Below are 23,865 nucleotides of genomic sequence, written 5' to 3'. Positions count from 1 at the left end.
TTGAAAATGGTCGGCTGGCGCCGTCACTGGTCCTGGAACGGATCAGCCTTGCGCTTGTCTACGAAGGCCGCCATGGCCCCGCGCTGGTCGGTCGTCTCGAAGCAGGCCGCGAACTGGGTTACCTCGATGGCCAAGGCTGTGTCCAGGTCGGTCTGAAGGCCCAGGCTGAGCGCCTCCTTCGTCGCGCGTACCGCGATCGGCGCCTGGGCCGCGATCTCCGCAGCAAGTTGCTGCGCTGCGGGCATGAGCTCCTCCGGAGCGAGTACATCGTTCACCAGCCCGATCGCCCGCGCCCTTGCCGCGTCGATCCGACGGGTGGAGAACAGCAGTTCACGGGCGATGCCCCCGCCCACCAGACGGGCGAGTCGCTGGGTACCGCCGAAGCCGGGCGTGATGCCCAGGCCCACTTCCGGCTGGCCGAACACCGCCCTGGTGGACGCGAGCCGGATGTCGCAGCTCATCGCCAACTCGCAGCCGCCCCCGAGGGCGTAGCCGTTCACCGCGGCGATGGATGGCATCGGCAGCCGCTCCAGTGCCCGGAAGACCCGGTTGCCGAGTTCACTGAACGCCGCGGCCTCGCGTCGGGTCATCGTCGCCATCTCCCGCACGTCGGCGCCGGCGACGAACGCGCGGCTCCCGGCGCCGGTCACGATCACGCAGCGCGGGCCATCGTCGCGGACCTGCTGAAGGGCCTCGCCGAGTTCGACGAGGACGTCGTGGTTCAGGGCGTTGAGCGCACGCTCCCGATCGATGGTGAGCGTGGCGACGTGATCAACGAGTTCGTAGGTGACCAGTGACATGTTCACTCACCCATCCGGACGAGCGTCGAGATTCCCATGCCGCCGCCGATGCAGAGGGAGGCCAGCCCCAGTTCGATCCCCGCGCGCCGCTGCTCGTGCAGCAGCGTCACCAGGATGCGGGCGCCGGAGGCGCCGAGCGGATGGCCGAGGGCGATCGCGCCTCCGTGCACGTTGACCAGCTCCGGGTCGAGGCCCAGCTCCCTGATCACGCAGAGCGACTGCGCGGCGAAGGCCTCGTTCAGTTCCACGATGCCGATGTCGGAGAGGTTGGTGCCGGTCTTGAACAGCACCTTGCGGGTGCTCTCGACTGGGCCGCGGCCCATCACGGCCGGGTCCACACCGGCGGCCGCGCCACCGAGCCAGGTGCCCATCGGCGTCACGCCGAGCTCTCGTGCCCGTTTCGCGCTGAGAACAATGAGAGCAGCCGCGCCGTCGCTGATGCCTGATGCGTTCCCTGCGGTCACGGTGCCGTCCGGTTTGAAGGCCGGACGCAGCTTGCCCAGGGAGGCCGCGGTCGTGCCCGCGCGGACACCTTCGTCGGTGTCGAAGGCGACGCGCTCCCGCCCCACCTGCACCTCCATCGGGAGGATCTCGGCGGTAAAGGTGCCCGCAGCCTGGGCTGCCGCGGCCCGCTGCTGGCTCGTGGCCGCGAAAGCGTCCTGGTCAGCGCGTGAGATCTGGTAACGCTCGGCGATGTTCTCGGCCGTGATCCCCATGTGGTAGCCGTTGAAGCTGTCTGTGAGCCCCTCACTCAGCAGCGTGTCGATCAGCCTTCCCTCGCCGAGCCGGTAGCCGAACCGTGCCTTATCGAGCAGGTACGGCGCCCGGGACATGCTCTCGACGCCCCCGACGACGACGACCTCTGCCTCGCCCGAGCGGATCAGCGCCGCAGCGAGGTTGACCGCCGACAATCCGGATCCGCACACCTTGTTCACCGTCAAACCAGGAACCTCGATCGGGATCCCGGCACCCACGCTGCACTGCCGAGCAATGTTCTGACCGGTTCCCGCCTGCAGGACGTGGCCCATGATCACCTCGTCCACCTCGGCTGCGGCCACACCGGCGCGGCGCAGCGCCTCGGCGATCACGGCGGTGCCCAGCTCTACCGGTGAGGTGCCGGCCAGTGCGCCGCCGAATTTGCCGATGGCTGTGCGGACGGCTCCGGCAAGAACGATCTCTTCGGTCATATCAGTTGTGTCTCTTCCTGTGTTGCTCTGGATCCTGTGGGGGAGCGGTGCGCGCTCAGCCATCGCGGTACTGGACGCCGAACCCTCCGCGTGGATACCGCCAGGAGAGTGTCCCGGGGGAGGCGACGGCGAGGCACGTGCCGCACTCGAGGCAGGCTGCGTACTCAACGGCAATCGTCCCGTCAGCTGCCCAGGAGTAGACCCCGGCTGGGCAGACGTCGATCAGTCGCTTCGCTGTGCCGGTGGCGCGGGCCAGGTCGTCGTTGACGACGATGTGGGTTTCCTCCTCGTCGGTGACGAAGCGGTTCCCGGCAAGGCGCTCAGACAATGGAGCAAGCTTCACAGTGCCCTCACCGCCCCCCAGCCGTCTGAGACCAGTTGGCCCAACCGCACCGGTGATTTCTTCAGCTCGTGGAGGGCGAGTGCGGCAAGGTGTTTGCGAGGACTGGAGTCGACGTTGAACACGCCGTGCATCACGTTGGCCAGCAGTTCGCCGTAGGCGCCGTAGAGGCGTTCGCTCTCGAGGAACTTCGGCGCCCTGGCGTAGGTCTTTATGTCCTGGCCGACGAAGCCGGCGTCCAGCTCGGTGTCATATCGGGCCAGGCCGGCCGCCGAGGTGTCGCCGGCGGTGATGGCGGCCGAGATGGCGGTGGCGGCCGCGATCCCCGAGCCGGCGGCCAGATCCATCCCCCGCACGGTCAGCCCGTTGTTGATGGTGAATCCTGCGGCATCCCCGACCACCACGAGGCCATCCCAGGTGAGACGTCGGCGCATCTCCCTGCCTCCTTCAGCCACCATGTGGCAGCCGTATTCGACCAGGTCGCCGCCTTCGAGCTTCCCGGCGACGAACGGGTGTTGCAGGAACTGGTCGAAGACCTCGTTGGAGCTGGCCCCCTTCGCGACGAGGTCGTCGAGGCGGAGCACCACTCCCACCGATATCGAGTCGCGGTTGGTGTAGAGGAAGCCGCCACCACCGATGCCCTGTGTGCAGGCGCCGACAACGGCCAGTGCTGCGCCGCTGTCACCCGACAGGCCGAACCGTTGTTCCAGCGCATCCTGAGGAAGTCGGACAAGGGCCTTCACGCCGACTGCCAGATGGTGGGGCGGTGGCTGCTGCCTGAGTCCGGCGTCGCGGCAGAGGAACGAGTTCACTCCGTCGGCGGCCACAACGACGCGGGCTCGGAGTTCATCCTCCCCGGCCTGCACCCCGACGATGCGGGGGGATTCGGCAGGGCCCTCGCGCAGCAGGGCATCAACGCGGACGCCTGCCATCACAGCCACACCGGCCAGTTCGCACTGCTCGGCCAGCCAGGCGTCCAGGCGGGCCCGCAGGACTGTGACAGCTGTCCCGGCCTTGCCGAGCCGCTCGTCGGCGTAGTCGATGGCCACCCAGGAGTCGGCGTTGAGGAAGCAGAGTTGGTTGCGGTCGATTCGCCGCTCGATGGGCGCCTGGGCGAGGAAGTCTGGGAAGACCTGGTCCATCACCGTGCTGTAGAGCACGCCTCCGGAGAGGTTCTTGGAGCCGGGGGTTTCGCCTCGCTCGATCAGAGCGACCTCCAGCCCTGCCTTGGCCAGCTGGTAGGCGGCGACGCAGCCTGCCACCCCGGCGCCCACCACGATGACGTCGAAGTCGGGGTCGATTGCCTCGGGCATGGGGTCCTCAGCCGAGCTCTGCGGTGATCGCGGGCACCAGCTCGTAGAGATCGCCGACGACCATGTAGTCGGCATCTTTGATGATAGGCGCGGCTGGGTCAGAGTTGATCGCGACGATGGTGTGAGCGGATCGGGCCCCGGCCATGTGCTGCAGCTGGCCGGAGATGCCGATCGCGAAGTACAGCTGGGGTGAGATGTGCTGTCCGGAGATTCCGATGTAGCGGTCCTTGGGCAGCCATTCGAGCCCCTCGGCGAGGGGACGGGTGCACCCAAGTTCGGCTCCCAGCGCACCCGCGAGGGCACCGACAAAGCTCAGATCCTCGCGCGCCTTCAGGCCGCGCCCTACGCCCACCACCCGCTGGGCGGTGCCGAGGTCGACGGCAGCCTCGCGGCTCGGTTGGCGACTGGTGACCTCGATGGCGAGCTTCTGCCCGGCCTGGCTCAAGATCGGGGCGGCCGGCCCACCGGTCCCGGTGATGCCACCGTCATCCATGAGCAGGGCGACCGGACCGGGGTAGGCCATTGTGCGGCTGGCGATGCCGCCGTACACCCCGGCGGTGACCAGTGTCAGGTCACCTTCGGCTGAGAGTTCCGTGACCCCGGTTGCGACGGGGGCCAGGACGGCCGCGGCGGCGGCCCCGAGCAGGACCCGGCTCGCGGGGTCTCTTCCGGCGAGCAAAACACCAGGCGCGTAGGTGACCGCGGAGGCGACGGCGGGGGCGAAGGCCTCCGCAGCGCCGTTGTCCGGGCAGTCGAACCACTTCACCTCGTCGACGCCGGAGGCCGCGACCGCGGCCGCGAGCTGCTGCCGACCCACGACGAGGGCCACCAGGCGGCCGCCCAGGCCGGCGGCGGCGGTGACGAGCTTGTCAACGCCCGAGTTAGGTGCCACGATCACGTAGCTGGTCCGGCTCATGCTCGATCTCCTGTCGTCTTGGCCAGTACTCCGTCCGAGCGGAGGGCGCTGACCAGTGCGGTCGCCCCTGCCCGTGGGTCGGATCCGTCGATGCGAATGCTCTTACGGCTTGGTCCTTCGAGCGGCGCCGCTGAGCGGAGCACGCCCTCAAGGACTGTCGGCACTGCGAGGCTCGCCGCGGGGATGACTTCCACCGGTTTCTTGCCCGCCGCCAGCACGTCCTTCATTCCCGGTACCCTGGGGGTCGCGGCATCCGTTGCGATCGCCAGCACCGCGGGGGACTCCACGCGCAGGTTCTGGACGCCCTCGGCAAGGGTTCGGGAGACGGCCAAGGCCGAGCCGTCGGGGGTCACACCGGTCACGTCGGTGAGGGTCGGCCATGCCAGGAATCCGCCCAGTACGGTCGGCACCATCTTGGCCCCGACGTCGATGGAGGAGTCGCCGGTGAGCACCAGCGACACATCACCCAGCCGCCGCACGAGCTCAGCCATGACCGCGGCGATGCTGGTGGAGCCCGCCGTGGCCAGCTGGTCGTCGGTTGCCAGAACCACGCGGTCAAGACCCCGGGCGAGGGCCGACTTCGTCGCCATCGGCACGGCCGCCGCGGCGCCACCCACGCACAGGCCCACCAGTTCGGCTCCTGTGGCGTCGGCGAGCTGTCGCCCTACCTCGATGGCCACGGCATCGTAGTCGCTAACCACCGATTTCGCCCTGCTGAGGTCAACGGTGCCGTCCGCACCGACGCTCGCCTCCTGAGGGTCGCCTGCCCACTTGTAGGCCACTGCGATCTTCATCGTCTGCTCCTCGTGATCCGCGATCAGGATCGGGCCTGGCGCGCAGCGCCGGAGCCCGGTCGTGGGGAAAGCAGGCTCTTGGCGATCACGAGCCGCTGCACTTCGTTGGTGCCTTCGTAGATCTCGGTGATCTTCGCGTCGCGGTAGGCGCGCTCCACCGGGTAGGCCTCGGTGTACCCGTTGCCCCCATGGATCTGGATCGCCATTCCCGCGACCCGTGAAGCCAACTGGCCGCAGTACAGCTTCGCTTTCGCCGCGGCGATGGAGTAGGGCTTGCCCTGTCCCTCGAGCCAGGCCGCCTGATAGGTGAGGAGTCGGCCGGCTTCGATCTCGGTGGCCATGTCGGCGATCATCCACTGGATGGCCTGCAGCGAACCGATCGGACGACCGAACTGCACCCGCTCCTTCGCGTAGGACACCGAGGCCTCGAACGCACCCTGTGCGATCCCGAGGGCCTGCGCGGCGATCCCGATCCGCCCACCGTCGAGGGTGCGCATCGCGATCTCGAAGCCATGGCCCTCCTCGCCCAGCAGCGCGTCCTTCGGCAGGCGGACATCGGAGAACATCAACGGCGGTGTGCTGGACCCTCGGATGCCGAGCTTCCGTTCGCCTTCGCCGACCTCGAAGCCCGGCAGGCTGCGATCGACGATGAACGCGCTGATCGTCCTGTGGGCCGGGCCCTCGGCCGTGGTGCGGGCGAAGATGACGAAGGCATCGGCGTACCCGCCACCGGTGATGAAGACCTTCTGGCCGTTGAGGAGGTAGCCGTCGCCATCCGCGACCGCCGTCGTGGTCATGGCCGCGACGTCGGTGCCGGCTCCGGGCTCGGTGAGGCCGAAGGCCCCCATGCGCGCACCGGAGGCCATATCGGGCAGGTAGGCGTTCTTCTGTGCCTCGGTGCCGTAGTGCAGGATCGGCCAGATCGCCAGGCTGTTGTGGGCCTCCACCATGACCGACGTCGTTGCGCACACCCGGGCCAGTTCTTCGACGGCGATCACGTAGCTGAGGGTGTCCATCCCGGTGCCGCCGTACTCGGGTGGCACGAACATTCCCAGGAGGCCGAGCTCGCCCAGCTTGGGGATGGTCTCCAGCGGGGGACGGTGGTCGCGGTCGATCTCGGCCGCCAGCGGGGCCACCTCGGCTTCTGCGAAGTCGCGCACCGAGTCCCTGGTGAGTTGTTGTTCGTCGGTCAGTTCGAAGTGCATGTCAGTTCCTTCAGACCATTACCAGGGGAGCGAATCGTCGCTCGTACTCTGCGGTCAGTTCGTCGCGGAAGTTCGGATGGGCAATGGAAATGAGTTGTTCGGCTCGGGAGCGCAGGGTTCGTCCCCAGAGCTGGGCGATGCCGAACTCGGTGACGACGTAGTCGACGTCGCATCGGCCGGTGCTGACGGATGCGCCGGCGTCGAGGAAGGGCACGATCTTGGACGCCGAGCCTCCCCGTGTGGTGGAGGCGATCGCCATGATCGTCCTGCCGCCGCGGCTCATCGACGCACCCCTGACGAAGTCCGCCTGCCCGCCGATTCCGCTGATCTGCCGGAGGCCGACGGAACTGGACACGACCTGACCGATGAGGTCGACCTGGACGCAGGAGTTGATGGACACGAGGTTGTCGTTCTGCGCAATGACCACCGGGTCGTTCACGTAATCGACGGGGGCCATCTGGATCATCGGGTTGTCGTCCACGAAATCGTAGAGGCGGCGGGAACCCATCAGGAAGGTGACCACGCATCGCCCTGGGTTGAGGGTCTTGCGGCTGTTGTTCACCACGCCTGCCTCGATCAGGTCGACGACCCCATCGGAGAACATCTCCGAGTGGATGCCGAGGTCCTTCTTGTCGCCGAGTTCCTTCAGTACGGCGTCGGGGATGGCCCCGATGCCCAGTTGCAGGGTGTCGCCGTCTCGGACGAGGCTGGCGCAGTGGCGGCCGATCGCCTGTTCCACCTCACCGATGTTCGGCGGCGGGAGTTCAATGACGGGAACGTCTGCTTCCACGAAGTGCTGGATCTGGGTGACGTGGAGGAAGCTGTCGCCCATCGTGCGCGGCATCTCCCGGTTCACCTGCGCGATCACGATCCGCGCCGCCTCCGCGGCCGGTTTGGTGTAGTCCACCGAGACGCCCAGGCTGCAGTACCCGTGCTCGTCAGGCGGCGTCACCTGGATCAGTGCGACATCGACGCGGAGGGTCGTGCGCAGCAGCCGAGGCACCTGGGAGAAGAAGACGGGAGTGAAGTCTGCTCGGCCGGCCTCGATCGCCTTGCGGGTGGGGGAACCGGCGAAGATGCTGTTGTGACGGAACGACGACTCCATGCCCTCGGCGCAGTACCGCGCCGGACCCATCGGCACCATGTGCACGATCTCAACGTCGGTGTAGGCGGCGGCATTGGCCACCATGGCGTCGATGAGTACCGCCGGCTCTGCGCAGGCGTGGCCCGTGACCACCCGGTCCCCGGACCGGATGTAGTTGACCGCGTCCGCCGCTGAAGTCAGATGCGAGCGGTAGTAGCTGCGCCAGTCCATCGTCTTTCCTCCTTGCGAATATCACAACCGGTTCGTGCGGTGAGCCGGAGCGGAACCCGGCGGGATCCTCGCTGCAGCAGGTGCCTGGCCTGGCCGAGGAGGTCATCGCTGACACTGCCCACCAGGACCACGTCGGAGAGCCCCGTCACGACCCCGAGCAGTTCCTCGCGGACGAGTTGCTGCATCGACAGGTCGGCGGCCGGGCACCCCACGCAGGCGCCCAACAACCGGACGCCCAACACGCCCGCCTCGTCGAGTGCCTCGATCTCAATGGCACCCCCGTGCTGCCTCAGGGCGGGCCGCACGCGGGCGTCGAGGACAGCCTCGATCTCTAGAAGTTGCTGGGTGGCCATGGCCGTCGATCCCCTTCCTCCCCGGAGGGGCTAGTCCTGGATGTGGGCGATCGCCTTGGCGAGGGACTTCTTCGCCTCGAGGTCGGCCTGGCGGCCGATCATGATCCGCTGCGCCTGCGGCGAACCCGCCCCGTGCAGCGACTCAGTCATGTACGCGACAGCGCCGGTTCCCAGCGCCATGTTCTCGATGAAGCGCATCACCTTGAGGCGGTTCTCCGTGGAGACCCCCGGTGCCGCCTTGAAGTACTTCTCGACGATCGGGCCGAGCGTGGGATCGCGCAGTTCCTTCTCCGACGGGGCGGTGACCATCAGGCCGCCGGCGACATCCGTGGCGAGCCGCACGATCTCGTAGGGGAAGCGCGTCACGTTCTGCTTGCACACGTTGGCCAGCAGCAGGTCGACGAGGTAGTTGCCGCTCGCGGTCTGCGTGCCCTCGTACGAGCAGGCGAGGCCACAGGCCCACAGCGTCTCGTTGAGGTGGACCATCTCGATGATCTTGTCCTTGACGTGGGAGACGCGGGGGACACCGTTGTAGTCGGCGGCCAAGGCTGTCGCACCGATCAGGACGTCCGCGACGCCGGTCTTGCAGCCGCCGTAGCTCTGCCGGTGGTAGCCGGCGAAACGCTCGACGAGTGACCCCGAGAAGTCGTATTCGCCGTTCATGAAGACTCGGTCGTTCGGCACGAAGACGTCGTCGAAGACGATGAGGGCTTCCATGCCTCCGAAGTCGGGGTTGCCCGTATCCATCGGGCTTCCTTCGAGCTTGCGGGTGTCGCAGGACTGACGCCCGACGATCATGAAGATGCCCTCGGCGTCCATCGGGACGGCGAACGCGACGGCGTAGTCGGCATCGGCCTCGGTCATGCTCTGGGTGGGCATGACGATCATCTCGTGGGAGTTGCAGGCCCCGGTCTGGTGCGCCTTGGCGCCGCGGACGACAATGCCGTCCTCGCGCCGCTCGACGACGTGAAGGAACATGTCGGGGTCGGGCTGCTTGTGGGGAGGCAGCGACCGGTCACCCTTGGGGTCGGTCATCGCGCCGTCGACGATGAGGTCTGAGGACTGGATGTAGCGCAGGTAGGTGAGGAAGTTCTCGTGGTACGACGTGCCGCGCGCCTGGTCGATGTCGAAGGTGGTGCTGTACATCGAGTTCAGGGCGTCCATGCCGACGCACCGCTGGAAGCACGAGGCAGTCTTCTGGCCGAGGACGCGCTGCATGCGCACCTTGTTGACCAGATCCTGCGTGCTTGAGTGGATGTGCGCGAACCTGTTGACCCGCTCGCCGGTGAACGGCGAGATCGCCGTGGCGAGCTCCCGGTGTTCCGGATCCTGGGCCAGGTCGTAGGTGGCCTTCACCGAGTTGAGCGACGGGCGCAGGATCGGGTGGTCGACGGGGTTGTCCACCTTCTCCCCGAACAGATAGACCTTCAGGTCGAGCTGACGAAGGCTCTCTACGTACTCTTCGCCGGTCTTGAGTGTCATGATTTCCTACTCCTCACGAGAGGTAAGCTTCAAGGGGAGATCCGAAGCGCGAGGGTTCTCGCGAGATGGGCATGCCGTCCGTAGCCTCGGCGACTCGACTTCCTCGTCGGGGGAGACCCCGGATAGCCGGCTCGCATACGCTTGCGACTGGGCGGGGCTTACATGACTGACGCACCTTCGGATTTCAGATCTAAGCTGACCTGCTGTCCTATGTTGTGTGCTTGTATGTTGATACTATCACACAGTAGACAGATTGCCTACTGTGTGAGAGCAAAGATCAGACCTCGTCGGCGAGATCGATGATCTGCCGCATGGCGCGGCCTTCGTGGAGGGCATCCATGCCCTCATTGATCTGGTCGAGCCGGATGTGGCCGGAGATCAGTGCCTCCACCGGGAGGGTTCCGTCCAGCCACATCTGTGCGTAGGCGGGAATGTCCCGTGCGGGGACCGCCGAGCCCAGGTAGCTGCCGATGATCGTCCTGGCTTCGCCCGTCATCACTGCGGGCGAGAGCGAGGCGCGGGCATCAGGGTGTGGCAGGCCGACGGTGACCGTGCGCCCTCCGGGCGCGGTGATGGCGAAGGCCGTCTCCAGCGCGCGCGGGTGGCCCGCCGCTTCGATGACCACAGGCGCCTTGAGGCCGGCGGCGATCGCCTGGTCCGGGGTGTACACCTCCGCGACGCCGAGCTCAAGCGCCCGGTCGAGCTTGTCGGGCAGCGCGTCGACGCCGATCACCCGTCCACGGCCGAGTGCGAGCGCCGTGATCACGGCAGCCATTCCGACCCCGCCGAGCCCGACGACAGCCACGTCCTCGCCCTCAGCGGGATTGCCGGCGTTCATGACCGCCCCGCCGCCGGTCAGGACGGCGCAGCCGAGGACGGCGGCGATGTGCGCCGGCACCTCCAGCGGCACCGCCACGACCGAGCGCTGGTCGACGACCGCGTAGGTGGCGAAGCCGGACACACCCAGGTGGTGCAGGATCGGCGCGCCATCACGGTGCAGGCGGACGGCGCCGGAGAGCAGCGTGCCCGCGGCATTCGCCGCGCTACCCGGCGTACAGGGGAGCCGGCCGCCGGTGAGGCAACCCGCGCACTCTCCGCATCGGGGAAGGAAGGCCATCACCACGCGCTGCCCGGTGACCAAGGTGTGGACCTCGGAGCCCACCTGCTCGACGATGCCGGCCGACTCGTGACCCAGCAGCATCGGCATGGGTCGAGGGCGTGCACCGTTGACGACCGAGAGGTCGGAGTGGCAGATGCCGGCAGCCTCGATCCGCACGAGCACCTCGGTCGGCCCCGGCGGGTCGAGTTCCAGCTCCGAGATCGTGATCGGCTTGCTCACCGCGAACGGTGAGGGTCGCCCCATCTCCTCGAGAACGGCTCCCCGGATCCTCATGATTCTCCTTGTTTGTTGTAGTGGCGGCGCGCTGTGCGGGCCGGTCTAGAGGCTGAGTGGCAGCCGGGTGTCGATCGGTTGATCTGCCATCGACTGCGGGATCCAGGAGTGGCAGGGGTCGTTGGTGACCACCCACTCCCGATCGCCCGGCCCTGCCATCACGTTGAGGTAGTACATGTTGTAGCCGGGGGCTGCTGCCGCAGGCCCGTGCCACCCGTGTGGGACGAACAGGGCGTCGCCGGAGCGAACCTCGGCGGTCACGTCGATCGGCCTGGCGGGATCGGTCGAGTAGACACGGGCGTAGCCGATCGGCTGCGCCGCCTCAGGAGCACCCTGGACCTCACCGGTCTCGAAGTAGTAGATCTCCTCGAGCGAGTTCTCGGTCTCGGTGATCTCGTCGTGCTTGTGCGGGGGGTAGGACGACCAGTTGCCCGCGGGCGTGATGACCTCGCACACGATGAAGCGGTCCGCGTCCAGGTTGGCGACGGTGCCGAAGTTGTGCACCTCACGGGAGCAATTGCCCGTGCCGCGGATCTCGGCGGCGATCTCTTCGGCCTTGACCAGGCGGTTGGGCTTCTGGTTCGACGCCGGCGCGGTGGCCACGGCCACCCTGCCAGGGCCGGTCGCCGTGATCGTCACGTCCTGGCCCTTGCCGATGTAGCAGACGTCGGTGGGACCCGAGAAGACGTTGGCCCTCCCACGCAGCGCATAAGTCTGGCCGCTGGCGACCACATCGAAGGCCCCCCAGAGCGGAACGATGATGCGCTCCTCATCCGCGGCGGGCAGCGTAAGCTGCGCCCCGACCGCCAGGTCTGCGACCTTGATCCCCGTGTGGACCCATCCGGGCAGTTCGGTGGGGGAACCCTCCGCGCCGACCGACAGAAGCCATGGACCCTCAGCGGCCGTTCCGGCCGGATAGAACCAGTCAGTCATTTCTTCACTCTCTTCTCTGGATGTGGTGGGGGTCAGTTGTGTCGTGCGTGGACGGACTGGACCTGCTCCGCGACCCTCTGCGGGGACAACCCGTAGTGGTCCAGCAGGTAGTCGTTCGGGGCAGACTCGGACCAGGCGTCGGCGAGTCCCAGCCGGACCACCCGGGTTCCGGGAAGCTCCGCGGCCACAACCTCTGCAACGAGCCCGCCCAGACCGCCGATGATCGAGTGCTCCTCGACGGTGATCACCAAAGCGGTGGTTGCGAGCTGGGCGACCAGTGCGGCCTCGTCGAGCGGCTTGAGCGAGGGCACGTGCACAACGCCGGCCTGGATCCCGGACTCGGCCAGCAGGGCGGCCGTCTCCATGACCCGCGACGTCTGGACGCCCGTTGACACGAGGGTGAGGTCGGCGCCGTCCCTCAGCCGGTACACGGCGCCAGGCTGGAAGTCGTACTCCTCGGTGAACACGGGGGCCACAGCGTCTCGGGCGACCCGCATGTAGACGGGGCCGTCGAACTCCGCGGTCCACCGCATCATCGACTCCGCTTCGTACTCGTCGGCGGGGGCCAGCACAACCATGTTGGGCATCGCCCGCATGGTGGCCAGGTCCTCGATGTCCTGGTGCGTCTTGCCCGAGGAACCGTTCAGGAGTCCGGCGTAGGCCCCGGAGATGCGTACCGGTGCCTTCGTCTGGGAGACGAGAACGCGGATCTGGTCGAGTGCCCTCGACGTGAGGAAGACACCGAAGGTCGAGAGCCAGGGGCGATATCCGAGCGTGGTCAAGCCCATCGCGACGCCCACCATATTGGCCTCCGCGATCCCCATCTCGAGGAAGGCATCGGGCACCTCGTTGGCGACGTTGACCGCCTGGGTGGATGTTGCAAGGTCGGCGTCCAGCACGAGGACCCGGGAGTCCTTCTTCGCAAGATCGACGAGGGTCTCGCCCCACACTGCGCGTTGGGCCTTCACTTTTCTGCTCCTGTCTGATCCAGCAACTCCGCGCGGGCCGTTGCCAGTTGTGCTTCTGTCGCGACACCGTTGTGCCACTTGAACGTGCCGGCTGTGAATGAGACGCCGGCGCCCTTGGTCGTGCGGGCGAGGATTGCGGTCGGCTTGCCGGAGGTTCGCAGCGCCCGATTCTCGTCGAAGGCGGCGCGAATCTGCTCCAGGTCGTTTCCGTCGATGGTGATCACGTTCCAGCCGAAGCCGCGCATCACCGCCTCCAGGTCGACGTGCCCGAGGGGCTCGCTGCGATCGAACCGGTCGCTCGGCTTGGCCGGCCACCCGTACTGCTGCAGACCGTTGAGGTCGAAGATGGCGGTCAGGTTGTCGAGGCCGTATCGAGGAGCCATCAGGATCGACTCCCAGACCTGCCCCTCCTCGGACTCGCCGTCGCCGAGCATGACGAAGGTGTGGAAGCTCTTGCCCTGCTTCTTCGCCGCGATGGCCATGCCGGTGCCGATCGACAGGCCCATGCCGAGGGATCCGGTCGAAGCGTCGATCCCGGGGGTCAGGTGCATGTCCGGATGCCCTTGGAGGCGGGATGCTCCGTGGTCGAAGGTGGCCAGTTCGGCCACCGGGAAGTACCCCCGAAGGGCGAGGACGGTGTAGAGCCCGATCGCCGAGTGTCCCTTGGACAGGATGAACCGATCCCGGTCAGGGTCCTGCGGGTTGTTCGGATCGACGTGCATCTCCGAGAAGTACAGCGACACCAACAGGTCGGTCGCCGAAAGGGGACCGCCGATGTGCCCGGCCTTGCTTGCTGCAACGGTGGAGATGATGTGCCATCTCGCCTGCTTCGCAACATCACTCAAATTCGTGGTCTTGACGTCCATGTCTACGCTCATCGCCTATCTCGATTGGCTTTCGGGGTTTCTCAGGGTCTGTCCGGCGATGGCCGTCAGAGGTAGAGCCGCTGCTTGGCGCGGTTCTCGTCGTAGACAACGCGGGCGGTTTCAACGGACTCCAGTTCGGAGATCTCCGCCACCGGGACCTCCCACCACGCTCCGGAGCCGCCGAAGCGGGCCTTGGCGTCCACCTCGAGGTAGATCACGGTGGTGTCGGGAGAGGCAACGGCCTTGGTCATCGCCTCGGTGAGGGTCTCGACGGTGGACGCCTTGTAGACCGTGGCGCCGTAGCTGGCGGCGTTGGCGACAAAGTCGATCGGCAGGTAGTCGTGGCCGTAGAGACCGGACTCGTCATCGCGGTACTTGAACCGGCAGCCGAAGGCCTGCGAGCCGACAGACTCGGAGAGTGCCCCGATGGAGCCGTAGCCCTTGTTGTCGACGATCAGGACGATCTGCTTCAGCTTCTCCTGGATGGAGGTCAGGAGCTCGGCGGAGAGCATGAGCCAGGTTCCGTCGCCGATGAAGGTGATGACCTCGCGGTCGGGGTCGGCGAGCTTGGCGCCAACACCGGCGGCGACCTCGTAGCCCATGCACGAGTAGCCGTACTCGATGCCGTAGGAGTAGGGGCCACCGGGCCGCCAGATGCGGTGGAGGTCGCCAGGCATCGAGCCTGCGGCGTTGATGACGACGTCGTTGTCCTTGGCGAAGGAGTTGACGATGCCCATGGCCGCGGCCTGGCTGAGCGAACCGGTCTCGGAGACCGGGTCGATGATGCGGTCGATCTCTTCACGCCAGGCCTGGGCCTCAGCGATAGCGTGCTCCCTGTAGCCAGCTGGAACCTGCCAGTCGGCCAGACGATCCCCAAGCTCACGCAAGGACTCGCGGGCATCTCCCACCAGTCCCGTGGCGGACTCCTTGTAGGCGTCGAACTCTGTGGTGTTGATGTTGACGAACCTGACGTCCGGGTTCTGGAAGAGGGTGTTGGATGCGGTGGTGAAGTCGGTGTAGCGCGTGCCGATGCCGATCACGAGGTCGGCTCTCTGGGCCAGACCGTTGGCGAACCTCGAGCCACTGGAGCCCAGGGCGCCGGCGTTGAGCGGGTGCGCATGGGAGAGGGAGGCCTTGCCCGATTGGGTGAGTCCCACCGGGATACCGGTCTTCTCGATGAAGGTCTTGAGCTCGTCCATGGCGTCGGAGTAGATGACGCCGCCGCCGGCGATGATGACGGGCCTCTGCGCCGACTTGATCAGGGCCGCGGCCTTGTCGAGCTGGCTGAGGTCGGCGCGCTGGCGGGCGATGTTCCACACCCGGTCACGGAAGAGGTCCGTCGGGAAGTCGTAGGCCTCGGCCTGGACGTCCTGAGGGACGCAGACTGTGACGGCGCCGGTGTCGACCGGAGAGGTGAGGACGCGCATGGCCTGAAGCAGCGACTCGGCCAGCTGCTCGGGGCGGTACACACGATCCCAGAAGTTGGAGACCGCGCGGAAGGCGTCGTTGGTGGAGATGTCCGGGTTGTGGAAGTGCTCAACCTGCTGGAGCACCGAACCGGTGCGACGTGTGGCGAAGTAGTCCGATGGGATCAGCAGCACCGGGATCCGGTTGGACGTCGCGGTGCCGGCGCCGGTCACCATGTTGGCGGCCCCAGGGCCGATCGAGGTGGTGACGGCCATGGCGCCCATGCGGTTGCGTGCCTTGGCGTAGCCGATGGCCGCATGCACGAGGCCCTGCTCGTTTCGCCCCTGGATGTAGGGGAATTCCTCCTCGTACTGCAGGAGCGCCTGGCCGAGGCCGGCGACATTCCCATGTCCGAAGATGCCCAGGGCTCCGCCGAAGAATGGCTGCGTGACACCATCACGCTCCACCTTCTGGGCCTTGAGGAACGAGACGATTGCCTGCCCGACGGTAAGGCGAACGGTGTCTGAGCTCATGTCTTGCATTTCCTTTCAACATTGAAAGCCGGAATGCCCTCCGGCAACGGATCCACCCCCGGCGCAAGCGCCTCGTGGACCGAACCTGTACACAGTTCTATCACGTAGTGGCCAATACGTCAACTGGAAGAGAAGAAGTCGCTTGGTCGATGTCCCTGAGTGCTAAGCCCGATGAACGCGAGGCGGGGGAACATCGCGAGTCGGTCCGGGCTCTGCCCCAGCCACCTCGTGATCTTGGCTAGGGCACCCCCGCCAAGTTCCCGCAAGAGTGTCGTGTAGTCTGCTGAGTGATAATTCTAAGGACGATCTCAACTGTCGCATTGCGCCGTCGGGGTCTGACGCACATAGAAGGTTGGTTGTCATGAAACGAGTCGCTGGTGCGCCCATCTCCTGGGGCGTGTGTGAGATGCCGGGGTGGGGTCCCATGCTGGAGGCCCGCCGCGTGCTTCGGGAGATGAAGTCTCTGGGGCTGGACGCGATCGAGCTGGGCTCCCCGGGGTTCTTCCCTGAGGACATCGGCCAGATCAAAGAGATCCTGGCGGAGTACGAGGTGCAGGTGATCGCGGACTTCGTGCCGCTGCCGCTCCATGACACCGCCCAGAAGGCGTGGGCCATGGAGAAGGCCGAGAGGATGGCTGCTCGGCTGCAGAGTCTCGGCGCCACCACCTTCGTCACCTGCGCGATCAAGGATCCGAGCTGGAGCGACCCGCACCGGATGGACGCCGATGAGCTGAAGGTGCTGGCAGATTCGCTCGACAGGCTCGAAGACATCTGCGCCGCGCACGATCTCGTCCATACCCTGCACCCGCACCTGAGCAGCATGGTCGAGGTTGCCGAGGACGTGAAGCGGGTCGCCGAAGCGTGCGACGTGAAGTGGACGGTGGATACCGGGCACCTTGCTCTTGGGGGGTACGACCCACTGCAGTTCACGAAGGACCTGGGCAACCGCGTCTCCCACGCCCATCTGAAGGACGTGAACCTCAGCATCGCCGAGAAGGTCATCTCGCGGGAGATCAGCCTGCTGGAAGCCACCGAGCAGGACATCTTCCTGCCGTTCGGCCAGGGTGATGTGCCGGTGGCCGATATCGTGCAGCACCTCGAGAACTCGGGCTACACGGGCTGGTACGTCCTGGAGCGCGACACAACGCTGATGGGACCCGAGCCGGTTGAGGGCGAGGGCCCCGTCAACGACCTGAAGACCTGCGTTGACTACATGAGGGCCAACTTCCCGAACGGCTTCTGAACAAAGCCCATCGAAAGACGTGGCGGCGGGTCTCGGGGGTGAGGCCCGCCCCCGCCCGGACTGCGCACGCGACGTCGCGCCCCACCCACTTTTCGGCTGGGCCTCTAGGCCGGATCGACCTCGTTGGTCATCTGCTCATGCTGGGCAGCGGCTCTCATCAGGGCCTGCCCCAATTCCTCGGAGCGGCGCAGGATCTCATCGCTGAATGACGACACGGCGATTGATCCCAGTTGGCCGCGGACGTTGTCGCGCACCACCACGCTGATGGATCCAAGCCCGAGGATAGTGTCGTCGAGTGACACGGTGTAGCCCTGTCGGCGACTGCGGGCCACGTCTCCCTGAAGCTCCTCGCTGGAGATCATGGTGGACGGGGTGAAGGCCTCGAACGGCGCTTGTGAGAGGACAGCCTGGAGGTCTTCCGGGTCCAGGCTGCTCAGGATCGACCGTCCTTCCGCGCCTGCGTGCAGGGGGACTTGGCGCCCTGGTTGTGCCAGGAGAACCTCGTTGAGCTTCCCGGGCACCCAATCCAGACACATGGGCGTTCTGTTCTGATAGACGCACAGGACGCTGGTGCACTCAGTGAGCTCGGCCAGTTCGCGCAGGATGCGCCGGGCCGGTTGCCATTCGGTGCGGGCTTCGAGGGCGGTGTCGGCCAGCGAGAGCCAGCGGCTGGCGATGTCTATGGTGCCGTTCGCACGGATCGTGACCAGGTCGATGGCGGCCAGGCCCTCGGCCAACCGGAAGACTGTGGATCGCGGCATCTCCAACGCTTCGGCCAGGTGTCCCGTTGTCATCGGGCCCTCGTCGGCGATCGTATCGAGGAGGCGTCGCGCGTTTCCCAGTAAGCGAAGCGGCTTCTTCATGTCGTTGACTCCCGTCCGCCCCGATACCCCATGGCTTGACTCACTTCGTTGGCGGCTTCCAGAACCAGCGAGACCGTCTTTGCGCGATCCTGCAGCAGTCGCATCCGAGCGGTGCTGACGGAGATGGCCGCAACCAGTTCGCCGCGGTGGTTGAACACCGGGGCTCCGACCGCTGCAATTCCGGGAGTCACGTCCTCGTCCGACAACGAGACGCCGGCAGCCTGGATCTCCTCGATCGTGCGCTCCAGCTGGCGTCGGGTCGGCACTTGTGGGTCTACCTCAGATTCCTGTTCGAAATGGTCCAGCACCGCGCGCCTCTCGGCGTCGGCGACGAATGCCAGCAGGGCGCGAGGGCCGGCACCCGCATACAGTGGCATCGACCCACCCAGCCGCAGGGCCAAGGACCGAACCCCCTTGCCGACGACCCGATCGATGCAGACAGCGTTGACCCCCCGGCGGAGCATCAGGAAGGATGTTGCCGTGGTGTTTGTCTGCAACCACTCCAGCCACGGCGTGGCCGTATCCCGCAGGCTCAAGCGGTCGTCGCAGACGGCCCCCATGGTCATTGCGTAGAGCCCTAAGCGGAAACGGCCCCTGGTGAGACCGTTCTCCACGAACCCGATCTCCTTCAGGCTGGTCAGCATGCGGTAGGTGGAGCTGACGGGCTCGTCCGTCGCCTCCGCGATCTCCTGGGCCGACCAGTCGCCACCCTTTTCCAGGAGCGCGAGCACCCCGTTGGCCTTACGGAACAACTCGAGACCCATTGCCTCGTCGGTGGAGCGCCGATTCGCGGGGCCCGGAGCGGCCGGGGGCGCTGCGACCGAGGCTTCAGTGGCCTTGCGGACTGGCTCCACGCTGAGGCTCCCGTTTCTGTGCTGAGATGTGTGCCGGACGTCTTCGTCAGACGCGACGATCTCTGGAATTATCGTTCATTCTGTCACCTGGGGGTGAGTTGGCCCGCCATGTGAACTCTCCCTCCAATACTACGGGCTCTCCGTCGATCCTCTGCTCTACCGGTGGCGTGTCGACGGTGCGCTGGTGGCGGTTCGGGGAGCGGCAGGTGGATCAGTCGTCAGGCCGGGGCGGACTCTCGCAGTGGCAGATCGGCGAGGCGATAGCACTCGTCAATCATCTCCATGTTCGCGATGCCATCGGTCGCGGTCGTGGGGAACGGCGCCCCCTGCCGGATGGCGGCTACTAACGCCTCGAGCTGGTGTCTGTAGGTGGTTTCCCGGCCATGGTGCTCCACGACTTCGCCCGCGGGCGTACGCAGAATGATCCGATCGTCATCGTGAGGGTTGATGTAGTTCGGCACGAACAGGGTTCCCTTCCTGCCGGTGGCGAGGATCGAGTGGCTGCGGGCTGCGTTCAGATCGGCGTGCAGGGCGGCCGTCGCACCGCCCGGCAGGAGGAGACTCACGTGCGCCCACGCGTCGATGCGGGGATCAGCGCCCGGTCGTGGGCCGGTGCGACAGGACAGGACATCAGGCTCGTCGCCAAGGATCGCGGACACATCCCTGGCAACGTGGATGGTGTAGCAGCCGACGTCCATGAGGCAGCCGCCGGACAGGGGCCAGGACCAGCGAATGTCGTGCAGATCGGAGCACTCCCACTTCATGCTGACGTCAAGCTGCTTCAACTCACCGATGGCGCCGCTCTTGAGGAGCTCGAGAAACCGGTTGTAGACCGGGTGGTAGCGGTAGTGAAAAGCCTCGAACACGACGACGCCCGCCGCCGCCGCCGCGGGAGCCACGAGCCTGGCCTCCTCGGCGTTGCTGGCCAACGGCTTCTCTGTGAAGACGTGCTTGCCTGCGCGGATCGCGGCCAGCGTCCACTCGACATGGAGACTGTTCGGTGTCGGGTTGTAGACGACCTCGACGGTGGGATCGGCCAGTAGCGATTCGTAGTCGCCATAGGCGGTGGGGATACCACGGGCCGACGCATACGCCTGTGCCCGGTCGTGGTCACGGGCGGCGATGGCCACCACGCGCGCACCGGCCAGGGCTGCGGGATGGACGACGGCGGGATCCGCGATTCGCGCGGCACCCAGGATGCCGATCCGCAGGGGCTCGCGCTTGGTATCAGAGTCCATGGGGGAGACTCGCCCTTTCACGTGGTTGGTACCTGACCGGTCGGCGGTCGGGGTCGTGGTCTGCACGGAGCCGACGGGCTGCCGGACAGGAACCAGGGCCCATTCGCCGAAGCACGATGACTTCGGCGAATGGGCCAGGATCCATCGATGTCAGCTGATGCCGATGATCTTCTTGATGTCGTCGTCGTTCATGTTGTCCTTGGTGACCCAGACGGACTCGGAGATGATGCTCTTCTCGGACGGCTGGGTGCCCTGGGCGGCTTCCACCAGAAGCTTGACGGTCTGGTAGCCCATGTCGTACGGGTTCTGAGCGACGACGCCAGTGACCTTGCCCTCGCTGAGGAGCGTCAGCACGTCCGGGGGCGCGTCGATGCCGACGACCTTGGTGTCCATGCCCATGGCCGCCACCTGGTCAGCGATGGCGATGGTGCCGAAGTCGCTGGTCCCTGCGAAGCCGGCCAGGTCGGGGTTGGCCTGCAGGATGGCCTGCGCCTTGTCGGAGGACTTTGCCTGATCCGACTCGCCGTTCTGGATGTCGACGACCTCGATGTCAGGCGCATTGGCCTCCAACCATTCGGTGAAACCGTCGCGCCGCGCGGCGGCCGTTCCGCTTTCACCGTTGGTGATCATCGCCACCTTGCCCTTGCCGCCGATCAGCTTCGACAGCTCCTCGGCAGCCTGTGCGCCGATACCGGGGTTGTCAGAGGCGATGGTTGCGATCGCCGCGTCTGTGGACTTGAGGGGGGTGTCGAAGACGACCGTGGGGATACCGGCCTCGGCGGCTGCTTCGACGATGGCCGGCGCGCCGTCCTGGGCGCCGTCCTGGGGTGCGATGCCGACTCCGTCGGGCTGGTCGTTGATGGCCGCCTGCAGTTGGTTGAGCTGCTTGTCGCCCTCGTTCTCGGTGTCCGGGGCGTTGAAGCTGACCTCAGCACCCAGGTCCTCTCCGGCAGCCATGGCGCCGTCCTTGGCGAGCGTCCAGTAGTCCGACGTCCCCTTGGCGATCAGGGCGACGCGAATGGTGCCCTCGGCGGCGCCGCTGCCACCGCTGGTAGCGCTGTCGGTAGTGGTGGCTGTGTTGGTGCAGGCGCCGAGTGTCGCGATTGCGACAGTCGCGATAGCGAAGCTTGCGAGTAGCTTCCTCATCGTAGGTACTCCTTCTGTGGGTGGTGGAAGATGGTTGGTGGGTCGAAGCTGGAGGTCCCAGCTGCGGTCTTGGGTGTAGCGATCACTCTTCTTTTCCGCCGCGCCGCATGATGTCGACGAACACGGCGACCAGGACGACGACGCCGAGGATGACCTTCTGCCACTGGTCCTGAACGCCCATGACGGTCAGGCCGTTGAAGATGGTCTGAATGGTGACGGCGCCGATCACGGCACCGAAGATGGACGCTCGACCGCCTCGGAGCGACGTGCCACCGATGACGGCGGCCGCGATGGCGTACATCTCGTAGCCCTGGCCGAGGGTGGGCTGGGCGGCAGAGAGGCGTGAGGACATCAGGATGCCGGAGATGCCGGTGAAGACGCCGCCGATGACGTAGGCGAGGACCTTCCAGCGTCGGGTGTTGACACCGGAGATCCGAGTTGCCTCTTCGTTGGACCCGATCGCCAGTGCGTAGCGACCGATCGGGGTCTTGTTCATCATGACGCCGGCGATGATCGCGAGGACGATCAGGATGGTGACGCCGTTGGGGATGCCAGGGATCGCCTGTCCCATGGCGATGTCGGCGTAGCCGGGGACCGAGCGCAGGGACACGGTCTTGCCTTCAGCCATCACCAGCGCCAAGCCCCCGCAGACCATCATCATGGCCAGAGTTGCGATCATTGGCTGCATTCGGAGGTAGGCGATCAATAGTCCGTTGGTCAGACCGAGCAGGGCGCCTGCGGCGATGCCGCCGATGATGCCGACCCAGATCGGGAGCTGGAACCCGAATTCGGCGATCAGCACGGCGGTGAACACCGCTGTAGCCGCCATTCCCATTCCGGGCGTCAGGTCGATGCCGCCGGTGGCGATCACGAACGAGAGCCCGAGGGCCTGGATGCCAGTGACGACGGATGCCAGGAGAAGGGAGGAGATGTTCGACCAGCTTGCGAAGTTGGGGTTCATCAGGCTGAAGAACATGCCCAGCAGGATCAGGACGAGCAGGACCATGCCCTGCTGAAGGAACATCTTGTACCGATCCGGGACGGCCCACTTCACGCTGGTGTTGGCCGCGCTCGAGGCGGTACTGGTGGTGACACTCATTTTCTCACGCCTCATTCTGGGTTGCGTTTGGATTGAATTCGGTGGCTAATTGCATGATCTTTTCCTGGGTGGCCTCGGCGTTCGTCAGGATCCCGGTGATACGGCCGTCACACATCACGGCGATTCGGTCGGACATTCGGAGGACTTCCTCCATCTCGGAGGAGATCATGATGATGGACTTGCCCTCGTCCTTGGTCAGGCGTTCGAGCAGGCTGTAAATCTCCTGCTTGGCGCCGACGTCGATGCCTCGGGTCGGCTCATCGAAGATGAGAATGTCGCAGTCGCGCTGCAGCCACTTGGCGAGCACCACCTTCTGCTGGTTGCCGCCCGACAGGTTGCGTACCAGCTGCCGGACGTGGGGGGTTTTGGTGGACAAGGTGGTGGCCCACTTCTCCGCAGCCTGGCGCATGTCGTTGTCTTGCAGGAATCCCGCCCTCGTGAACTGAGAGATCGACGCCAGCACCGTGTTTGCCGCGACGTCCTGGCCCAGGATCAGGCCGTAGCGCTTGCGATCCTCGGAGAGATAACCGATGCCCATGCGCACTGCGTCACCGGGATGGGTGATATTCACCTGTTGCCCGTTGATCAGCACCCGGCCGGCGGACTTCGGATCGGCACCGATCAATGCCCGCGCGGTCTCGGTACGTCCTGCGCCCATCAGTCCGGCAAAGCCGAGGATCTCGCCCTTCTCCAGGGTGAAGCTGACGTCCTTGAGCAGACGCGCGGACGACAGGTGCTCGACCTGGAGGACGGGCGTTGTAGCTTCGCGGATCTCCGGACGGATGTTGGCTGCGATCTCGCGGCCGACCATCAGCTGGATGATCTGCTGGATCGTCAGTTGCGAGGCGGGCCGGGAGTCGATGAGCTCGCCATCGCGCAAGACCGTGACCTGGGTGGAGATCTTCTTGATCTCCTCCATGCGGTGGGAGATGTAGACCACGGCAGTGGTGGGCGTCACGAAGTTGGCGATGATCCGGAAGAGGGTCGTAACCTCGGCGTCGGTCAGCGAAGCGGTCGGCTCGTCCATGATCAGAACCGAGGCATTGAAGGACAACGCCTTGGCGATCTCAACCATCTGCTGTTGGGCGACCGTGAGGTGGGAGACCTGCACCTTGGGGTCGATGTCGACGCCCAGGCGGCCGAGCAGCTCGGCGGCCTGCCGGTTCAAGGCGCGGTCGTCGTTGAGAAACCCGCCGGGGAGCTTGGGCTCGCGACCGATGAAGATGTTCTGGGCCACCGTGAGGTGGTTCATCAGGAAGAACTCCTGGTGGATGACGCTGATTCCCGCGTGGTGGGCGGAGATCGGGGTCGGCAGGGTGATTCGCTCACCGCGCAGCCGAATCTCACCGCCGTCGGGCTGGTACAGGCCCGCGAACACCTTCATCAGGGTCGACTTGCCGGCACCGTTCTCTCCGACCAGCGCATGGACTTCGCCACCTCGCAGCGTGAACGCCACGTTGTGGAGGGCGCGCACGCCGGGGAAGAGCTTGCTCAGGCCTTCGGCCTCGAGGAGCACACCCCCTGGCTCATTCGACAACGGCGATGTGACGTCCTGTGTAAGTACCGTCATTCCCCGACCTCCCTCACTGTTCGTATGGCCAACCCGATGCGAACCGG

The 23,865-nt window shown here is 66.2% G+C and carries 22 protein-coding genes; 1 reads left to right on the top strand and 21 read right to left on the bottom strand.

All coding sequences use genetic code 11. The features are described from left to right. Window positions 1-23: 23 nt before the first annotated feature. From ACX1D0_RS09935 to iolD, 15 genes are all read right to left on the bottom strand, one after another. Window positions 24-800: an enoyl-CoA hydratase-related protein gene (locus ACX1D0_RS09935; protein ID WP_459017717.1), complete on the bottom strand. Its 777-nt coding sequence runs from the start codon at window positions 798-800 to the stop codon at window positions 24-26. 2 nt (window positions 801-802) lie between these two features. Next, window positions 803-1,987: an acetyl-CoA C-acyltransferase gene (locus ACX1D0_RS09930; RefSeq protein WP_459017716.1), complete on the bottom strand. Its 1,185-nt coding sequence runs from the start codon at window positions 1,985-1,987 to the stop codon at window positions 803-805. 55 nt (window positions 1,988-2,042) lie between these two features. Beyond that, complete coding sequence (locus tag ACX1D0_RS09925) at window positions 2,043-2,315, bottom strand: ferredoxin family protein (RefSeq protein ID WP_459017715.1); 273 nt, start codon at window positions 2,313-2,315, stop codon at window positions 2,043-2,045. An 11-nt stretch (window positions 2,316-2,326) separates the two neighbouring features. Further along, a complete protein-coding gene (locus tag ACX1D0_RS09920; protein ID WP_459017714.1) occupies window positions 2,327-3,640 on the bottom strand; it encodes an FAD-dependent oxidoreductase in 1,314 nt (437 codons plus the stop codon). A 7-nt stretch (window positions 3,641-3,647) separates the two neighbouring features. Beyond that, a complete protein-coding gene (locus ACX1D0_RS09915) occupies window positions 3,648-4,556 on the bottom strand; it encodes an electron transfer flavoprotein subunit alpha/FixB family protein (RefSeq protein ID WP_459017713.1) in 909 nt (302 codons plus the stop codon). After that, complete coding sequence (locus ACX1D0_RS09910) at window positions 4,553-5,350, bottom strand: electron transfer flavoprotein subunit beta/FixA family protein (RefSeq protein ID WP_459017712.1); 798 nt, start codon at window positions 5,348-5,350, stop codon at window positions 4,553-4,555. Before ACX1D0_RS09910 ends, ACX1D0_RS09915 begins: the two co-directional genes overlap by 4 nt. 23 nt (window positions 5,351-5,373) lie before the next feature. After that, window positions 5,374-6,555: an acyl-CoA dehydrogenase gene (locus ACX1D0_RS09905; RefSeq protein WP_459017711.1), complete on the bottom strand. Its 1,182-nt coding sequence runs from the start codon at window positions 6,553-6,555 to the stop codon at window positions 5,374-5,376. Window positions 6,556-6,565: 10 nt separating this feature from the next. Next, entirely contained in the window at window positions 6,566-7,870 is a 1,305-nt protein-coding gene (locus tag ACX1D0_RS09900; RefSeq protein ID WP_459017710.1) for an acetyl-CoA hydrolase/transferase family protein, read from the bottom strand. After that, entirely contained in the window at window positions 7,837-8,223 is a 387-nt protein-coding gene (locus tag ACX1D0_RS09895) for a NifU family protein (RefSeq protein ID WP_459017709.1), read from the bottom strand. The genes ACX1D0_RS09900 and ACX1D0_RS09895 overlap by 34 nt, the downstream gene beginning before the upstream one ends. Before the next feature lie 30 nt (window positions 8,224-8,253). After that, entirely contained in the window at window positions 8,254-9,705 is a 1,452-nt protein-coding gene (locus ACX1D0_RS09890; RefSeq protein ID WP_459017708.1) for a 4-hydroxyphenylacetate 3-hydroxylase family protein, read from the bottom strand. Window positions 9,706-9,982: 277 nt separating this feature from the next. Continuing rightward, window positions 9,983-11,098, bottom strand: coding sequence for an alcohol dehydrogenase catalytic domain-containing protein (locus ACX1D0_RS09885; RefSeq protein WP_459017707.1), 1,116 nt, complete (start codon window positions 11,096-11,098; stop codon window positions 9,983-9,985). Between the two features lie 45 nt (window positions 11,099-11,143). Continuing rightward, a complete protein-coding gene (iolB, locus tag ACX1D0_RS09880) occupies window positions 11,144-12,031 on the bottom strand; it encodes a 5-deoxy-glucuronate isomerase (protein ID WP_459017706.1) in 888 nt (295 codons plus the stop codon). Between the two features lie 32 nt (window positions 12,032-12,063). Next, entirely contained in the window at window positions 12,064-12,999 is a 936-nt protein-coding gene (locus ACX1D0_RS09875; protein WP_459017705.1) for a transketolase family protein, read from the bottom strand. Then, the gene (locus ACX1D0_RS09870; RefSeq protein ID WP_459017704.1) at window positions 12,996-13,865 is read right to left on the bottom strand and encodes a transketolase; all 870 of its coding nucleotides are present in this window, start codon (window positions 13,863-13,865) and stop codon (window positions 12,996-12,998) included. The genes ACX1D0_RS09875 and ACX1D0_RS09870 overlap by 4 nt, the downstream gene beginning before the upstream one ends. A 65-nt stretch (window positions 13,866-13,930) precedes the next feature. Further along, a complete protein-coding gene (gene iolD / locus ACX1D0_RS09865; RefSeq protein WP_459017703.1) occupies window positions 13,931-15,805 on the bottom strand; it encodes a 3D-(3,5/4)-trihydroxycyclohexane-1,2-dione acylhydrolase (decyclizing) in 1,875 nt (624 codons plus the stop codon). A 361-nt stretch (window positions 15,806-16,166) separates the two neighbouring features. On the opposite strand from iolD, the gene ACX1D0_RS09860 reads away from it, so the two are divergent. After that, window positions 16,167-17,048 carry a sugar phosphate isomerase/epimerase family protein gene (locus ACX1D0_RS09860; protein WP_459017702.1) on the top strand — a complete coding sequence of 294 codons (882 nt, stop codon included), beginning with the start codon at window positions 16,167-16,169 and terminating at the stop codon, window positions 17,046-17,048. A gap of 104 nt (window positions 17,049-17,152) precedes the next feature. On the opposite strand, the gene ACX1D0_RS09855 is transcribed toward ACX1D0_RS09860, so the two are convergent. The 6 genes from ACX1D0_RS09855 to ACX1D0_RS09830 form a co-directional block, all read right to left on the bottom strand. Beyond that, complete coding sequence (locus ACX1D0_RS09855) at window positions 17,153-17,911, bottom strand: IclR family transcriptional regulator (protein ID WP_459017701.1); 759 nt, start codon at window positions 17,909-17,911, stop codon at window positions 17,153-17,155. Further along, complete coding sequence (locus tag ACX1D0_RS09850; protein WP_459017700.1) at window positions 17,908-18,675, bottom strand: IclR family transcriptional regulator; 768 nt, start codon at window positions 18,673-18,675, stop codon at window positions 17,908-17,910. The genes ACX1D0_RS09855 and ACX1D0_RS09850 overlap by 4 nt, the downstream gene beginning before the upstream one ends. A gap of 308 nt (window positions 18,676-18,983) precedes the next feature. Further along, a complete protein-coding gene (locus ACX1D0_RS09845; RefSeq protein ID WP_459017699.1) occupies window positions 18,984-20,069 on the bottom strand; it encodes a Gfo/Idh/MocA family protein in 1,086 nt (361 codons plus the stop codon). An 84-nt stretch (window positions 20,070-20,153) separates the two neighbouring features. After that, a complete protein-coding gene (locus tag ACX1D0_RS09840) occupies window positions 20,154-21,149 on the bottom strand; it encodes a substrate-binding domain-containing protein (RefSeq protein WP_459017698.1) in 996 nt (331 codons plus the stop codon). 82 nt (window positions 21,150-21,231) lie between these two features. Next, window positions 21,232-22,248 carry an ABC transporter permease gene (locus tag ACX1D0_RS09835; protein ID WP_459017697.1) on the bottom strand — a complete coding sequence of 339 codons (1,017 nt, stop codon included), beginning with the start codon at window positions 22,246-22,248 and terminating at the stop codon, window positions 21,232-21,234. A 4-nt stretch (window positions 22,249-22,252) separates the two neighbouring features. Then, window positions 22,253-23,764: a sugar ABC transporter ATP-binding protein gene (locus tag ACX1D0_RS09830; protein ID WP_459017696.1), complete on the bottom strand. Its 1,512-nt coding sequence runs from the start codon at window positions 23,762-23,764 to the stop codon at window positions 22,253-22,255. Window positions 23,765-23,865: the final 101 nt, after the last annotated feature.

The sequence above is a fragment of the Tessaracoccus pujii genome (assembly GCF_054483895.1).
This window is presented reverse-complemented; position numbering and strand designations above follow the sequence as displayed.

What these genes read in the sequence shown, in the direction of transcription:
- ACX1D0_RS09935 (WP_459017717.1), bottom strand. Translation starts at nt 800, where the DNA reads ATGTCACTGGTCACCTACGAACTCGTTGATCACGTCGCCACGCTCACC.
- ACX1D0_RS09930 (WP_459017716.1), bottom strand. Translation starts at nt 1,987, where the DNA reads ATGACCGAAGAGATCGTTCTTGCCGGAGCCGTCCGCACAGCCATCGGC.
- ACX1D0_RS09920 (WP_459017714.1), bottom strand. Translation starts at nt 3,640, where the DNA reads ATGCCCGAGGCAATCGACCCCGACTTCGACGTCATCGTGGTGGGCGCC.
- ACX1D0_RS09915 (WP_459017713.1), bottom strand. Translation starts at nt 4,556, where the DNA reads ATGAGCCGGACCAGCTACGTGATCGTGGCACCTAACTCGGGCGTTGAC.
- ACX1D0_RS09910 (WP_459017712.1), bottom strand. Translation starts at nt 5,350, where the DNA reads ATGAAGATCGCAGTGGCCTACAAGTGGGCAGGCGACCCTCAGGAGGCG.
- ACX1D0_RS09905 (WP_459017711.1), bottom strand. Translation starts at nt 6,555, where the DNA reads ATGCACTTCGAACTGACCGACGAACAACAACTCACCAGGGACTCGGTG.
- ACX1D0_RS09900 (WP_459017710.1), bottom strand. Translation starts at nt 7,870, where the DNA reads ATGGACTGGCGCAGCTACTACCGCTCGCATCTGACTTCAGCGGCGGAC.
- ACX1D0_RS09895 (WP_459017709.1), bottom strand. Translation starts at nt 8,223, where the DNA reads ATGGCCACCCAGCAACTTCTAGAGATCGAGGCTGTCCTCGACGCCCGC.
- ACX1D0_RS09890 (WP_459017708.1), bottom strand. Translation starts at nt 9,705, where the DNA reads ATGACACTCAAGACCGGCGAAGAGTACGTAGAGAGCCTTCGTCAGCTC.
- ACX1D0_RS09885 (WP_459017707.1), bottom strand. Translation starts at nt 11,098, where the DNA reads ATGAGGATCCGGGGAGCCGTTCTCGAGGAGATGGGGCGACCCTCACCG.
- iolB (WP_459017706.1), bottom strand. Translation starts at nt 12,031, where the DNA reads ATGACTGACTGGTTCTATCCGGCCGGAACGGCCGCTGAGGGTCCATGG.
- ACX1D0_RS09870 (WP_459017704.1), bottom strand. Translation starts at nt 13,865, where the DNA reads ATGGACGTCAAGACCACGAATTTGAGTGATGTTGCGAAGCAGGCGAGA.
- iolD (WP_459017703.1), bottom strand. Translation starts at nt 15,805, where the DNA reads ATGAGCTCAGACACCGTTCGCCTTACCGTCGGGCAGGCAATCGTCTCG.
- ACX1D0_RS09860 (WP_459017702.1), top strand. Translation starts at nt 16,167, where the DNA reads ATGAAACGAGTCGCTGGTGCGCCCATCTCCTGGGGCGTGTGTGAGATG.
- ACX1D0_RS09855 (WP_459017701.1), bottom strand. Translation starts at nt 17,911, where the DNA reads ATGAAGAAGCCGCTTCGCTTACTGGGAAACGCGCGACGCCTCCTCGAT.
- ACX1D0_RS09850 (WP_459017700.1), bottom strand. Translation starts at nt 18,675, where the DNA reads ATGGGTCTCGAGTTGTTCCGTAAGGCCAACGGGGTGCTCGCGCTCCTG.
- ACX1D0_RS09840 (WP_459017698.1), bottom strand. Translation starts at nt 21,149, where the DNA reads ATGAGGAAGCTACTCGCAAGCTTCGCTATCGCGACTGTCGCAATCGCG.
- ACX1D0_RS09835 (WP_459017697.1), bottom strand. Translation starts at nt 22,248, where the DNA reads ATGAGTGTCACCACCAGTACCGCCTCGAGCGCGGCCAACACCAGCGTG.